Source organism: Saccharopolyspora sp. NPDC002376 (assembly GCF_053593195.1).
Genome location: NZ_JBSFBZ010000008.1, coordinates 58,377 through 71,817 on the forward strand (window position 1 = coordinate 58,377; position 13,441 = coordinate 71,817).

The following is a 13,441-nucleotide window of genomic DNA, read 5'->3' on the forward strand; positions in this document are numbered from 1 at the left end:
CAGTTCCGAGCGTTCACCAACAGCATCAAGGACGGCCGACACCTCGGCTGACAAAAAGAAGAAACCCCTGCGCGGAAATCGATCCACGCAGGGGTTTCTTCTTGCGCCAGTGGCGAAAGATCACACCGCCAGCGGCAACGCCGTCGGGTGGACCGGGGACGGGAGCTGCGACGAACCGGTGAGGTAGGCGTCGACCGCGTTGGCGACCGAGCGGCCTTCGGCGATCGCCCAGACGACCAGGGAGGCTCCCCGGTGGGCGTCGCCGCAGACGAAGACACCTGGGGACTTCGTCTCCCAGTTGGAGCCGCAGCCGATCGTGCCTCGCTTGGTCAGGTCGATGCCCAGGCCCTCGAGCAGCGGCATGTGCTCCACGCCCTCGAAGCCGATCGCCAGGAGGGCCAGGTCGCAGGGCAGTTCTTCGGCCTCTTCGGAGACCGGGACTACCTGCCGGCGGCCGTCGGCGTCGCGCTGGACCGTCACCTCGCGCAGGCGGACCGCGCGGACGTTGCCCTCGTCGTCACCGACGAACGACTCGATCGCCACCGCGAACTTGCGCTCCCCCGCCTCCTCGTGCGCCGGGTAGGTGCGCAGGATGTACGGCCAGGTCGGCCACGGCGAACGGTCGTCGTCGCGGCTGGTCGGCGGCTGCGGGTAGTTGTCCAGCTGGGTCACCGACAGCGCGCCCTGACGGGTCGCGGTGCCGTAGCAATCCGCGCCGGTGTCGCCGCCGCCGAGGACGATGACGTGCTTGCCCTGCGCCGAGATCGACGTCGGGCCGTCGCCTTCGCACTCCTTGTTCGCCGGGACCAGGTGCTCCATCGCCAAGTGCACGCCCTTGAGCTCGCGCCCCGGGATCGTCGTGTCATCGCGGCCACGCAGCGCGCCCACCGCAAGCACCACCGCGTCGTAACCGGCCCGCAGGTCCTCGACCGTCAGGTCCACGCCGACCTCGCAGCCGGTGATGAACTTCGTGCCCTCGTCGCGCATCTGCGTCAACCGCCGGTCCAGGACGGACTTCTCCATCTTGAACTCGGGGATGCCGTAGCGCAGCAGACCGCCGATGCGGTCATCGCGCTCGTAAACGGTCACCTCGTGCCCGGCGCGGGTCAGCTGCTGAGCAGCCGCCAGCCCACCCGGTCCGGAACCGACCACGGCCACCCGCTTGCCGGTGTGCGCCTCGGTCACCTGCGCGGCGACGTACTCGTTCTCCCAGCTGACCTCGGCGATGGTCTCCTCGACCCGCTTGATGGCCACCGCACCACCGGCGTCCGGGGAGATCGCCAGCACGCAGGCCGCCTCGCACGGCGCGGGGCACAGCTTGCCAGTGAACTCCGGGAAGTTGTTGGTGGCGTGCAGCCGGTCGCTGGCCGCCTGCCACTGGCCGCGGCGCACCATGTCGTTCCACTCCGGAATCAGGTTGCCCAGCGGGCAGCCGGCCGAACCGGAGTGGCAGAACGGGATGCCGCAGTCCATGCACCGCGACGCCTGCTCCGCGACCTTCGCGCGGCGGTCCTCAGTGGACAGAGCGGCGTAGACCTCCTGCCAGTCGCCCAACCGGTCGTCGACGGGACGCTTGGGGGCATCGGCCCGGGTGTGCTTCAGGAATCCCCTCGGGTCAGCCACGGGAAGCCTCCATGATCGCCTCGTCGATGTCCCGGCCCTCGATCTGGGCCATCCGCTTGGCCTCCAGGACCCGCTGGTAGTCGCGCGGCATCACCTTGCTGAACGCCGCCGATCGCCGCCGCCAGTCGCCCAGCAGCGAGGCCGCCGCCGCCGAACCGGTCAGTTCGTGGTGCCGCTGCACGATCTCGTGCAACCACTTGAGTTCCTTGGCGCTGGGCCGCTGCAGGTCCACCATCGCGGTGTTCAGCCGCACCGGGTCCAGGTCCAGAACGTAGGCGATGCCGCCCGACATGCCCGCGCCGACGTTGCGGCCGGTGCCGCCCAGCACCACCGCGCGACCGCCGGTCATGTACTCGAAGGCGTGGTCACCAGCGCCCTCGGAAACCAGCAGCGCACCGGAGTTGCGGACGCCGAAGCGCTCGCCAACCCGACCGCGCAGGAAGACCTCGCCGCTGGTCGCGCCGTAGCCGATCACGTTGCCCGCGATCACCTGGTTCTCGGCGGCGAACGCCGAATCCGGGTGCGGGCGCACCACGATCCGCCCGCCGGACAAGCCCTTGCCGACGTAGTCGTTGGCGTCGCCGACCATGTCCAGCGTGACGCCCGGCGGCAGGAACGCGCCCAGCGACTGCCCGGCCGAACCCACCAGCTCGACGTGGATGGTGTCGGTGGGCAGGCCCTGACCGCCGTAGCGGCGGCTGACCTCGGCGCCCAGCAGCGTGCCGACGGTGCGGTTGACGTTGCGCACCGGCAGCTCCAGCTTCACCGGGCGGGCGTCCTCCAGCGCTGCCTCGGCGAGCTGGATCAGCGTGCGGTCCAGCGCCTGGTCCAGGCCGTGGTCCTGCTCGCGGACCCGGCGTCGCACCGGCGAGTACGGGGTCTGCGGCTCGGCGAACACCGGGGTCAGGTCCAGGCCGCGGGCCTTCCAGTTCTGCACCGCGTCATCCACGCCGAGCGCGGATACCTGACCGATCGCCTCGTCCAGGGTGCGGAAGCCCAGCTGCGCCAGGTATTCCCGCACCTCCTGGGCGACGAACTCGAAGAAGTTCACCACGTGCTCGGCCTGGCCGGTGTAGCGCTTGCGCAGCTCCGGGTTCTGGGTGGCCACGCCCACCGGGCAGGTGTCGAGGTGGCACACGCGCATCATCACGCAGCCCTCGACCACCAGCGGCGCGGTGGAGAAGCCGTACTCCTCGGCACCCAGCAGCGCGGCCACCACGACGTCGCGGCCGGTCTTGAACCCACCGTCGACCTGCACGGTGATGCGGTCGCGCAGGCCGTTGAGCAGCAGCGTCTGCTGCGTCTCGGCCAGTCCGACCTCCCACGGCGTGCCCGCGTGCTTCAGCGAGGTCAGCGGCGCCGCACCGGTGCCGCCGTCGTGGCCGGAGATCAGCACGACGTCCGCGTGCGCCTTGGACACACCCGCCGCGACCGTGCCGACGCCGATCTCGGAGACCAGCTTGACGTGCACGCGGGCGTGCTCGTTGGCGTTCTTCAGGTCGTGGATCAGCTGCGCCAGGTCCTCGATCGAGTAGATGTCGTGGTGCGGCGGCGGCGAGATCAGCCCGACGCCCGGCGTCGAGTGCCGCGTCTTGGCCACCCACGGGTACACCTTGTAGCCGGGCAGCTGACCGCCCTCGCCGGGCTTGGCGCCCTGCGCCATCTTGATCTGGATGTCGGTGCCGTTGACCAGGTATTCGCTGGTCACGCCGAACCGGCCGGAGGCGACCTGCTTGACCGCCGAGCGCCGCTCCGGGTCGTAGAGGCGGTCGACGTCCTCGCCGCCCTCGCCGGTGTTGGACTTGCCGCCGATCCGGTTCATCGCGATCGCCAACGTCTCGTGCGCCTCGGCGGAGATCGCGCCGTAGCTCATCGCGCCGGTGGAGAACCGCTTCAGGATCTCCGAGATCGGCTCGACCTCGTCGATGTCGATCGGCTCCCGGCCGCTGTCCAGCTTGAACAGCCCGCGCAGCGTGCCGCCCTCCGCCGACAACCGGTCGCACTCTGCGGTGTAGCGGCGGAACACGTCGTACTTGCCTGTCTTGGTGGAGTGCTGGAGCAGGAACACCGTCTCCGGGCTGAACAGGTGCAGCTCGCCCTCGCGTCGGTAGGAGTAGTCGCCGCCGACCTCCAGCTTGCGGTGCACCCGCTCGGTCGGGTTGTCCGGGTAGGCGCGGCGGTGCCGCTGCGCGACCTCCTCGGCCAGCACGTCCAGCCCGACGCCGTCGAGCTTGGAGGTGGTGCCCTCGAAGTACTCGCCGACCAGCCCGGCGGACAGGCCGACGGCCTCGAAGACCTGCGCCGCGGTGTAGGCGCCGACGGTGGAGATGCCCATCTTGGACATCACCTTCAGCACGCCCTTGACCAGCGCCTGCACGTAGTTGCGGATCGCCACCTTGGCCCGGGTACCGGTGATCTGCCCGGTGCCGATCATGTCCTCGATGGTCTCGAACGCCAGGTACGGGTTGACCGCCGCGGCGCCGTAGCTGAGCAGCGTGGCGATGTGGTGCACCTCGCGGGCGTCACCGCTCTCCACCACCAGCGCCACCTGCAGCCGCTCCTTGGTCCGCACCAGGTGCTGGTGCACTGCGGAAACCAGCAGCAACGACGGGATCGGCGCCATCTTGTGGTCGGAGTCGCGGTCGGAGAGCACCAGCACGCGCGCACCGGCGGCGATGGCCTCGGAAGCCTCCTCGCGGACCCGCTCGATGGCCGCAGCCAGGGCCTCACCACCGCCGTCGACCTCGTACAGGCCGGACAGTACTGCGGAGGCGAAACCGGGCAGGTCGCCGTCGTCGTTGACGTGGATGAGCTTGGCCAGCTCGTCGTTGTCGATGACCGGGTTGGGCAGCACGATGTGTCGGCAGGACGTCGCCGAGGACGTCAGCAGGTTCTGCTCCGGGCCCATCACGCGCGCCACCGAGGTGACGATCTCCTCGCGGATGGCGTCCAGCGGCGGGTTGGTGACCTGCGCGAACTGCTGGACGAAGTAGTCGTAGAGCATCCGCGAGCGCTGCGAGAGCACTGCGGGCGGGGTGTCCGAGCCCATCGAGCCCAGCGGCTCGCCACCGCTGGTCGCCATCGGCGCCAGCAGCAGGCTCAGCTCCTCCTCGGTGTAGCCGAAGGCCAGCTGGCGGCGCACCACGGACTCGTGGGTGTGCACCACGTGCTCGCGGTCGGGCAGCTCGTCGAGGTTGAGCAGCCCGGCGTGCAGCCACTCGTCGTAGGCCTGCTCACCGGCCAGGTCGGACTTGATCTCCTCGTCGTCGACGATGCGGCCCTGCTCGGTGTCGATCAGGAACATCCGGCCCGGCTGCAGCCGGCCCTTGGCCACAACCTCTGCCGGGTCGACGCCCAGCACACCGGTCTCGCTGGCCAGCACCACGCGGTCGTCCGCGGTGCGCCACCAGCGCGCCGGGCGCAGGCCGTTGCGGTCCAGCACCGCGCCGACCAGCGAACCGTCGGTGAAGGTGACGCAGGCCGGGCCGTCCCACGGCTCCATCAGGCTGGCGTGGAACTGGTAGAACGCCTTGCGCTTGGGGTCCATCTCGGCGTGGTTCTCCCACGCCTCCGGCACCATCATCAGCACCGCGTGCGGCAGGCTGCGGCCGCCCAGGTGCAGCAGCTCCAGCACCTCGTCGAAGGAGGCGGAGTCCGAACCGTCCTCTGCGCAGATCGGGTACAGCCGGGACAGGTCGCCCGGGATCAGGTCGGAGGCCAGCAGCGCCTCGCGGGACCGCATCCGGTTGCGGTTGCCGCGGATCGTGTTGATCTCGCCGTTGTGCGCGACAAAGCGGAACGGGTGCGCCAGCGGCCACGACGGGAAGGTGTTCGTGGAGAACCGGCTGTGCACCAGCGCGATCGCGCTGACCAGCCGCTCGTCGGTGAGGTCCGGGAAGAACGCGGGCAGCTGCCCGGTGGTCAGCATGCCCTTGTAGACCATGGTCCGGCTGGACAGCGACGGGAAGTAGAGCTCCAAGCCCTCCTGCGCGGCGGCCCGCTCGGCGCTCTTGCGCAGGCAGAACGCCAGGCGGTCCAGCTCGATGCCCGCCTCGTCGCGCTGCCCGGCGACCAGCAAGGTCGCGAAGTGCGGCATGCACTTCAGCGCCGTGGTGCCCACGCCCGCTTTCTCCGGGGTGATCGGCACGTCGCGCCAGCCCAGCACCTTCAGCTGCTCATTGGCGGCGACCTGCTCCACCAGCTCGATCGCGCGGCGGCGCTGGTCCTCGTCGGCGGGCAGGAACACCATGCCCGCGGCGTAGCGGCGCTGCCCGAACTCGTCGGCCTCGGGCAACTCGACGCCGGCCTCGGCGCGCAGCAGCTCGTCCGGCAGCTGCACCAGGATGCCCGCACCATCACCGCTGGTCGGCTCGGCGCCAGCGGCACCGCGGTGTTCGAGGTTCGCCAGCGCGGTCAGCGCATCGGCGACGATGCCGTGGGAACGGCGTCCGCGGACGTCGGCGACCATGGCGACACCGCAGGAATCCTTCTCCGCAGCCGGGTCGTACAGGCCCTGGGCTGCTGGGACGGCGGAGAAGACCATTCGCAGACCTCCCTCGTCGGTTCTCGTGCTCGAAAAGTCGACAGCCGCATCGGCTGACCTGACTTCATGACTTCTGGGCACGGGACGACGCTGGCCCGCAGATGACTTCCGGTGTCACGACAGAAGTTTTCGGGCTTTCGAAAGCCCGCTCGTGACCGGAGTGTTCAGAGAACTTTAACAGCCAGGATACCCGGAAGCAGTAGTCGAGGAGTGATGCTGACCATCTTGTTGTAACGCACCCGTGTGGGTTACAAAAATCCGCGCGAACGGCGGCTGCCCAGGGGTTTTGTCATCGCAGACCTCCCGATGCGAGTCCGGGGCCGTTCCTCGTGCGTGCGATTGGCGGGCTTCACCCGCCGCGTGAGGCGGCGATGCCGCTCACCGAGCAGAACACTCCGGGCCACGACCCGTCGGCTGCTCGAGCCGGGCACCGGTGAACACGATCCGTTGCCAAATCTAACCGCTGGGTGGCCGCTGGTGGTAGCCCGTGCTCGAAGACACCCCTCAGCGGCTCGGACCGTTGATCGAGCCCTGATATCTTTCCAGCTCAGAGCCCCCGTCCGCGGGGACTCGCGGGACGCCAGCGCCAAGCGAAACCGGTGTGAACCCGGTGCTGTGCCGCAACTGCGATGGCCCGGTCTCAACCGGGTACGAGCCAGGTCGCCTTGCGCGTGGTGTCGATGTCCGCCACCCCCGGTGCAGGGGTGCGGTGTCGGCTTCCCCGGCCGCGCCCTCATGCACCGGCCGAAACCGTAGGGAAGACATGACCGGGTTCCGCCGACTCGCCACCCTGCTGCTCGCCGCGCTGGCCCTGCTCGCCGGGGTCACCGGGTGCGCCAGCCGACCCCACTCCGAAACCACCGTTCCGGCCGATGACCCGGCCTCGGCGTTCCCGGTCAAGGTGACTCTGCCCGGCCAGCCGCCGGTGACGCTCCCCCAGCAGCCGAAGCGGATCATCTCGCTGTCCCCGACCGCCACCGAAACCCTCTACGCCATCGGCGCCGGGGACCAGGTCATCGCGGTCGACCAGTTCTCCGACTTCCCGAAGCAGGCGCCGCGCACCGACCTCTCCGCGTTCAACACCGACGCCGCGGCCGTCGGCGGGCACAACCCGGACCTGGTCATCGCCCCGGACAGCTCCGGTCAGCTGGCCGAGGGCCTCAAGGCCGCCAACGTGCCGACGCTGCTCACACCGGCGGCGAAGAACCTGGACGACGCCTACCGGCAGATCGAGGTGCTGGGCCAGGCCACCGGGCACACCCAGCAGGCCCGCGACCTGGTGACCAAGATGCGCGGTGAGATCGACAAGATCGTGCGCAACACCCCGAAGCCGCCGGAGCCGATGACCTACTACCACGAGGTCAGCCCGGACTACTACACCGCGACCTCGCAGAGCTTCGTCGGCAACGTCTACAACCTGTTCGGCCTGCACAACATCGCCGACCCGGCCGGCGGCGACTTCCCGCAGCTGTCCGAGGAGCACGTCCTGCAGGCCAACCCGAACCTGATCTTCGTCTCGGACGTCAAGTGCTGCCAGGTCACCGCCGCCTCGGTCGGCGAGCGCCCCGGCTGGAACACCCTCGACGCGGTGCACAAGAAGCACGTGTTCGAGATCGACGACGACCTCGCTGGCCGCTGGGGTCCGCGGGTGGTCGACCTGGTGCGCTCCGTCGCCGACGGGGTCACCAAGGCGCAGCAGGGGTGACGAGCACGCCCCTGCCGCAGACCAAGCTGCGACCCCGGCACGTGGTGCTCGGGGTCGCGGTGCTCGTCGCCAGCGTCCTGCTGTCGGTGCTGCTCGGCGCGGCCGAACTCGGCTGGCGCCGAGTGCTCGCCGAGATCGTCGCGCAGCTCACCGGCGGCGTTTCACCGCTGTCGGAACGCGAAGCGGCCATCCTCTGGTACCTGCGGGTGCCGCGGGTGGTGCTCGCGGTGCTGGTGGGCGCTGCGCTCGCGGTCTCCGGCGCGGCGTTCCAGGGTGTGTTCCGCAACCCGCTGGCCGACCCGTACCTGCTGGGTGCGGCGGCCGGCGCGGGCTTGGCGGTCACGGTGGTGCTCACCAGCTCACCGCAGACCGCGCTGTCCATCCCGGTGCAGGTTGCGGCCTTCGCCGGATCCCTCGGCGGGGTCGGCCTGACCTGGTTGGTCGGGCGCTCGGCCGGGCGCGACACCGCGACCCTGGTGCTGGCCGGGGTCGCCGTCGGGGCCTTCCTCACCGCTGCGCAGACCTTCGTGCAGCAGATGCGCGTGGAGTCGTTGCAGCAGGTCTACATGTGGATCCTCGGGCGGCTGTCCACCACGGGCTGGCGGGAAGTGCTGATCGTGCTGCCGTACCTGGTGGTCTCGGCGGTCGTGCTGTGCTTCTGCGCACGACTGCTGGACCTGCTGGGCACCGGCGACGAGGAAGCCGCCGCGCTGGGCGTGCGCCCGGGTCGGGTGCGGTTCCTGGTGCTCGTGGCGGCTTCGCTGGCCACCGCGGCTGCGGTATCGGCGGCCGGGCTGATCGGCTTCGTCGGCCTGGTGGTGCCGCACCTGGTGCGGCTGGCGATGGGCGGCAGCTTCCGGATCATCGTGCCGATGTCGCTGTTGTTCGGCGGAGTGTTCCTGGTGCTGGCTGACATGCTGGCCCGCACCCTGCTGGCCCCGGCGGAAATCCCGATCGGCGTGATCACGGCGTTCACCGGAGCGCCGTTCTTCGCCTTGCTGCTGCACCGGAGGCGCGCATGAACAGCCCAGCACCAACCTGCGCCAATTCCTACCCAACCGCACCTCAGGGGACCGTGACGCAACCCAGCCACAAGAAACCGCAAAACGGGAGATCAATCCCGAACGCGACCACCACTGTGAATCGTGGAGAGGCGGAACCGGCATGAGCAGCTTGGAGGTGCGCGAGCTGTCGGCCGGTTACCGGCGCGACACGGTGATCTCCGGCATTTCGACCACTGTGGACACCGGTGGCTGGCTGGGCATCATCGGCCCCAACGGCTCGGGCAAGTCGACGCTGCTGAAGGCCATCGCAGGCCTGGTGCGCCACTCCGGCGAGGTGCTGGTCGACGCACGCCCGCTGGCCCAGCTGCGCCGCCGCGAACGAGCCCGCGCGATCGGCTACGCCCCGCAGATCCCGCAGCTGCCGATCGGCCTGACCGTCACCGATTACGTGCTCCTAGGCCGCACCCCGCACCTGGGCGTCCTGGGCCGCGAAGGCCCGGCGGACCTGGAAGTAGTGCGCGGACTGCTCGACCGCCTCGACCTCAGGCGACTGGCGGACCGCGCCCTGGCCACGCTGTCCGGCGGCGAACGCCAGCGCGCAGTGCTGGCCCGCGCTCTGGCCCAGCGGGCGGGAGTACTGCTGCTCGACGAACCGACGACCGGCCTGGACGTCGGCCACGCACAAGCCCTGCTCGACCTGGTCGACGAACTCCGCCAGGAACTGGGCACCACGGTCGTCATGACCCTCCACGACCTGACCCTCGCAGCCCAGTACGCCCAACGCCTCCTCCTCCTGGACGACGGAGGCGTCGCAGCCGAAGGCACCCCCACCGAAGTCCTGACACCCGCAGCTCTCGAAAAGCGCTACACAGCCCGGGTAACGGTCCTCCACACCCCCGACGGCTCCCCCGTCATCGCCCCGATCCGGAACTGATCAATCGATGGAACCGCGTGCCACGACCCATTCCACCGGTTGACCGGTCATCTCCGCGATGAAGTCGAAGTCCTGGTCGTAGTGGAGCAGTGCAAGCGAACTCCGCTCAGCGACTGCGGCGATCAACAGATCCGGGATCTTTCGACCACGGAGTCCTTGCGCAGACAACGCGCGTTGCACACCCCGAGCACGAACGAAGTCGGCATGTTCGATCTCGATCAGCGGACAGGCGGCGATCGCGCGCTGGATTGCATCCCACTCCGCCGCATTGCGGGCGGAATGCCCGAGCTCGAGATCAGTCATCGTGCAGCGGGCAAGAGCATGCGACCGGACGAGCTCGCTGACGGTCTTCCGCACGGACTCCTTCCGCAACCGAGACAGCACACTCGTGTCAGCGAGATACTTCAGCGCCACGCGGACTCACGGTCCTCGAAGTCGATTCCCGCGAGAACGTCGAGCGCGGCCTCGACATCGTCGCCATGCAAACTCATCCCGCTCGCTTGCCGCAGAGCGACGTTGATCGTGTCCTTGATCGTCTTGGTGCCGAGCTGTTCTCGCGCCGCAGCCAGGGCATCTTCATCCACATCAACCAGATGTTTCATACCCCTGAGTATATACGAAAACACCCTTGTATATACCTCCATTTACACCGCCCCAGTTACTCACTTCGAGATCAACTAGGCATCGAATATAGCGTCGTCAAGATATCGCGCGCCAGCTATAATCGGTGGATGCGAGACAAGCAACTCGATCGAGTGAGGCGCGAGAATCCGATCACCGACCAGGAGGAGTGCGACAAGTCGTACGCGGAAGCGTCACTGGCCTTCGCGCTGGCACGTCTGGTGCACGGGTTGCGCACGCAGGCCGGGCTCACCCAGACCGAGCTCGCGCACCGAATGGGCACGACGCAGTCCTCGGTGGCCCGCTGGGAAAGCGGCGGCAGCCTGCCGACCATCGATCTGCTGGACCGCCTCGGGCAAGCCGTAGACGTCCGCTTGGAGTTGGTGGCATCGCCACACGACGCCACCAACGGTGAGGACACCGGGAGCAGCGCGGTCGCTTTCGGCGCCCGGTAAGCAGCCAGCACGCGGCGAAGCACGATGGACGCCCGCGGTGAAGAGGATCAGCTCTGGGCCGAACTTCGCCCGCTGGGTGTTCAACGAACCAGCGGCGCGGTACGTCCTGATCGACTGGGAGCCCGAAGCGCGCGGCCTCCTGGGCGGGACGCAATTTCCATTGAAATTGGACGTGCGATTTCAATGGAAATTGCGTCCCCCGTCCTCCGGACGGGCGACTGCTAGACCGTGGCGAAGCGGGTGAGGACTGCTTCTGGACGGATGTCCGGGAGTGCGGCGCGGAAGACGCGGTAGTACGCGAGTTCTTCTTTGGTGCGCACGGGTGCGTGGGTGAACTTGAGTTCCGCGTCGGTGACGCGGGATTCCCAGTGCGGGGTGAGCAAGTCCTGGGCGCCGCTGCCGGTGCCGAACTGGACCTTGCGCCGCCACAGCAGCTCGTCGGGCAGCCAACCGGTGAACGCGCGGCGCAGGTGCGCCTTCTCCACGCCGTCCTCGAGCGCTTTCAGCTCCTCCGGCAGCGACATGGCGTGCGCGATGACGTCGGCGTCGAGGAACGGGACGCGGGCTTCCAGAGCGTGGGCCATGGTGACGCGATCGCAGCGCTGCAGGTTGAGCCCGTGCAGCTCGCCGAGGGAGCGGGCGAGTTCGTCCTGCAGGTCGTCAGCGTGCTTTCGGTGGTAATAGCCGTATCCGGCAAACAGCTCGTCCGCACCTTCCCCGGTCAGCACCACCTTGACGTGGCGGGCGGCCAGTTCGGACAGGAACCAGTTGGGCACCGCGCTGCGGATCAGGCTCGCGTCAAAGGACTCCACGGACTGCACGACGTCGTCGAGCGCGGCGATCGCCTGCTCGGCGTCGAAGACCACCTCGTGGTGCTCGGTCCCGAGGTGTTCCGCGGCGGCGCGGGCGGCCAGCAGGTCCGGCGAGTCGGCGGTGCCGACCGCGAACGTCTTCAGCCGCTGCCCGGCGTCAGCGCATTCCGCTGCGGCGATCGCGGCGACGATGCTGGAGTCCAGTCCGCCGGAGAGGAACACCCCGACCTCGACGTCGGCCATCAGGTGCCGCCGGACGGAGTCGATCAGCACCTCGCGGGTGGCCTTCTCCGCGATCTCGGCGGACATCCCGGCCCAGTCCGGCAGCCCGACCGGTTCCGGCACGGGTTCGGCGAACCGGACGAGCCCGGTCTCCGGCGTCCAGAAGCAGCCGGGCGGGAAGGTCTCGACGGCTGCCTGCACGTCGACCGGGAACGCGCGCAGCTCGGAGGCGAAGTAGCGGGTTCCGCCAACCTCGGCCCAGTACAGCGGCTTGATGCCCAGCCGGTCGCGGCCAGCGACGAACCGACCGTCCGGCGTGGCTGCGCACAGCGCCCACATGCCCTGCAACCGGTCCAGCGCCGTGGGGCCGAACCGCGCTAGGAGCACCAACGCCGACTCGCTGTCCGACGAGGTGCGGTAGTCCTGCTCGCCGAGGTCGTCGCGCAGCTGCGCGTGGTTGTAGATCTCCCCGTTGCAGACCAGAGTCCAGCCGTTCGGTCCGCTGAGCGGCTGGCGCCCGCCGTCGAGGTCGACGATCGACAGCCGGACGTGCCCGAGCCACGCGTGCCCGCCGACCTCCCGCTGATCGGTGTCGTCGGGGCCGCGGTGCGCGATCGCGTCGAGCATCGACTCCCCCGCTGCGGTCAGGACGGACGTCGGATGGTGCAAGGCGGCAATTCCACACATGGAACTCGACCGTAGAAATCAGGAGCACATAAGGCAACATAAGTTGCTCCATGCGCACTGATCCGCGAATATGAGCTGGTGACCACCGATAGCTTGAGCAGCGTCCAGCGAGCTCTGGACGTGCTGCGGACACTCGGATCCGGACCGCTGCGAGTGCAGTCGGTCGCGGTAGCACTGGGCAAGGAGAAGACGCAGGTATCGCGCACGCTGAAGGTGCTGGCCGAAGGCGGCTTCGTCGAACGCGACCCGGAAACGCTGGAGTACCGCCTGGGCTGGCAGCTCTTCGCCCTCGCCGGCGCGGCCAGCGACAGCCGCCTGCTGCAACAAGCAGCGCCGGTGGCGCGTGGCCTGATGCGCACCACCGGCGAAGCGGCGTACTTGACGGTTCTCAGCGGCAACGCCGCTGTGACGGTGCTGGCCGAACGCCCGGGACGGGCGCTCCAGGCCAACGAATGGATCGGCCGACTCTCCCCGCTCAACTGCACGGCGAGCGGCCGAGCCCTGCTGTACGGGCGCCCGAGCGACGAGCTCGACGCGCTGCTGACCGCCCAACCGGACAGGCTCCCCGGCACCGAACGGGCGCCCCGGACGGCGGAGGAAGTGCGAGAACGCCTGCGCGCCGAGCAGGACGCGGGCTACAGCGCCGCCGTCGAAGAGTCGGAACCGGGCCTGGTCGCCGTCGCGGCCCCGGTCCGCGACTTCCGCGGCACGACGGTCGCTGCGCTCAACGTCTCCGCCCCGGTCTTCCGGCTACCGCCGGACCACCTCGCCCGCGCCGCGACGGCGGTGGTCGACGCCGCTTCGCGGCTCTCCCACTCGCTCGGCGCTCCGTAGC

10 protein-coding genes are annotated in these 13,441 nt (G+C 69.3%); 5 read left to right on the top strand and 5 right to left on the bottom strand.

The genetic code is table 11. The annotated features are described in order from the left end of the window. Positions 1–120: 120 nt before the first annotated feature. Complete coding sequence (locus ACWCO2_RS08480; protein ID WP_450127059.1) at positions 121–1,623, bottom strand: glutamate synthase subunit beta; 1,503 nt, start codon at positions 1,621–1,623, stop codon at positions 121–123. Continuing rightward, complete coding sequence (gene gltB / locus ACWCO2_RS08485; protein WP_450127060.1) at positions 1,616–6,166, bottom strand: glutamate synthase large subunit; 4,551 nt, start codon at positions 6,164–6,166, stop codon at positions 1,616–1,618. Before gltB ends, ACWCO2_RS08480 begins: the two co-directional genes overlap by 8 nt. Positions 6,167–6,929: 763 nt before the next feature. On the opposite strand from gltB, the gene ACWCO2_RS08490 reads away from it, so the two are divergent. From ACWCO2_RS08490 to ACWCO2_RS08500, 3 genes are all read left to right on the top strand, one after another. After that, positions 6,930–7,871: an ABC transporter substrate-binding protein gene (locus ACWCO2_RS08490; protein ID WP_450127061.1), complete on the top strand. Its 942-nt coding sequence runs from the start codon at positions 6,930–6,932 to the stop codon at positions 7,869–7,871. After that, complete coding sequence (locus ACWCO2_RS08495; RefSeq protein ID WP_450127062.1) at positions 7,868–8,893, top strand: FecCD family ABC transporter permease; 1,026 nt, start codon at positions 7,868–7,870, stop codon at positions 8,891–8,893. The genes ACWCO2_RS08490 and ACWCO2_RS08495 overlap by 4 nt, the downstream gene beginning before the upstream one ends. 142 nt (positions 8,894–9,035) lie before the next feature. Further along, positions 9,036–9,809, top strand: a complete 774-nt coding sequence (locus tag ACWCO2_RS08500) for an ABC transporter ATP-binding protein (protein ID WP_450127063.1) — start codon at positions 9,036–9,038, stop codon at positions 9,807–9,809. On the opposite strand, the gene ACWCO2_RS08505 is transcribed toward ACWCO2_RS08500, so the two are convergent. Continuing rightward, entirely contained in the window at positions 9,810–10,223 is a 414-nt protein-coding gene (locus ACWCO2_RS08505; RefSeq protein WP_450127064.1) for a PIN domain-containing protein, read from the bottom strand. Further along, entirely contained in the window at positions 10,214–10,411 is a 198-nt protein-coding gene (locus ACWCO2_RS08510) for a hypothetical protein (RefSeq protein WP_450127065.1), read from the bottom strand. The genes ACWCO2_RS08505 and ACWCO2_RS08510 overlap by 10 nt, the downstream gene beginning before the upstream one ends. Positions 10,412–10,540: 129 nt before the next feature. Here ACWCO2_RS08510 and ACWCO2_RS08515 point away from each other — a divergent pair, with 129 nt between their 5' ends. Continuing rightward, on the top strand, positions 10,541–10,885 hold the full coding sequence (locus ACWCO2_RS08515; protein WP_450127066.1) for a helix-turn-helix domain-containing protein: 345 nt from the start codon (positions 10,541–10,543) through the stop codon (positions 10,883–10,885). 221 nt (positions 10,886–11,106) lie between these two features. On the opposite strand, the gene asnB is transcribed toward ACWCO2_RS08515, so the two are convergent. Beyond that, positions 11,107–12,606: an asparagine synthase (glutamine-hydrolyzing) gene (gene asnB / locus ACWCO2_RS08520; RefSeq protein ID WP_450127067.1), complete on the bottom strand. Its 1,500-nt coding sequence runs from the start codon at positions 12,604–12,606 to the stop codon at positions 11,107–11,109. 78 nt (positions 12,607–12,684) lie between these two features. On the opposite strand from asnB, the gene ACWCO2_RS08525 reads away from it, so the two are divergent. Further along, positions 12,685–13,440: an IclR family transcriptional regulator gene (locus ACWCO2_RS08525; RefSeq protein WP_450127068.1), complete on the top strand. Its 756-nt coding sequence runs from the start codon at positions 12,685–12,687 to the stop codon at positions 13,438–13,440. Position 13,441: the final 1 nt, after the last annotated feature.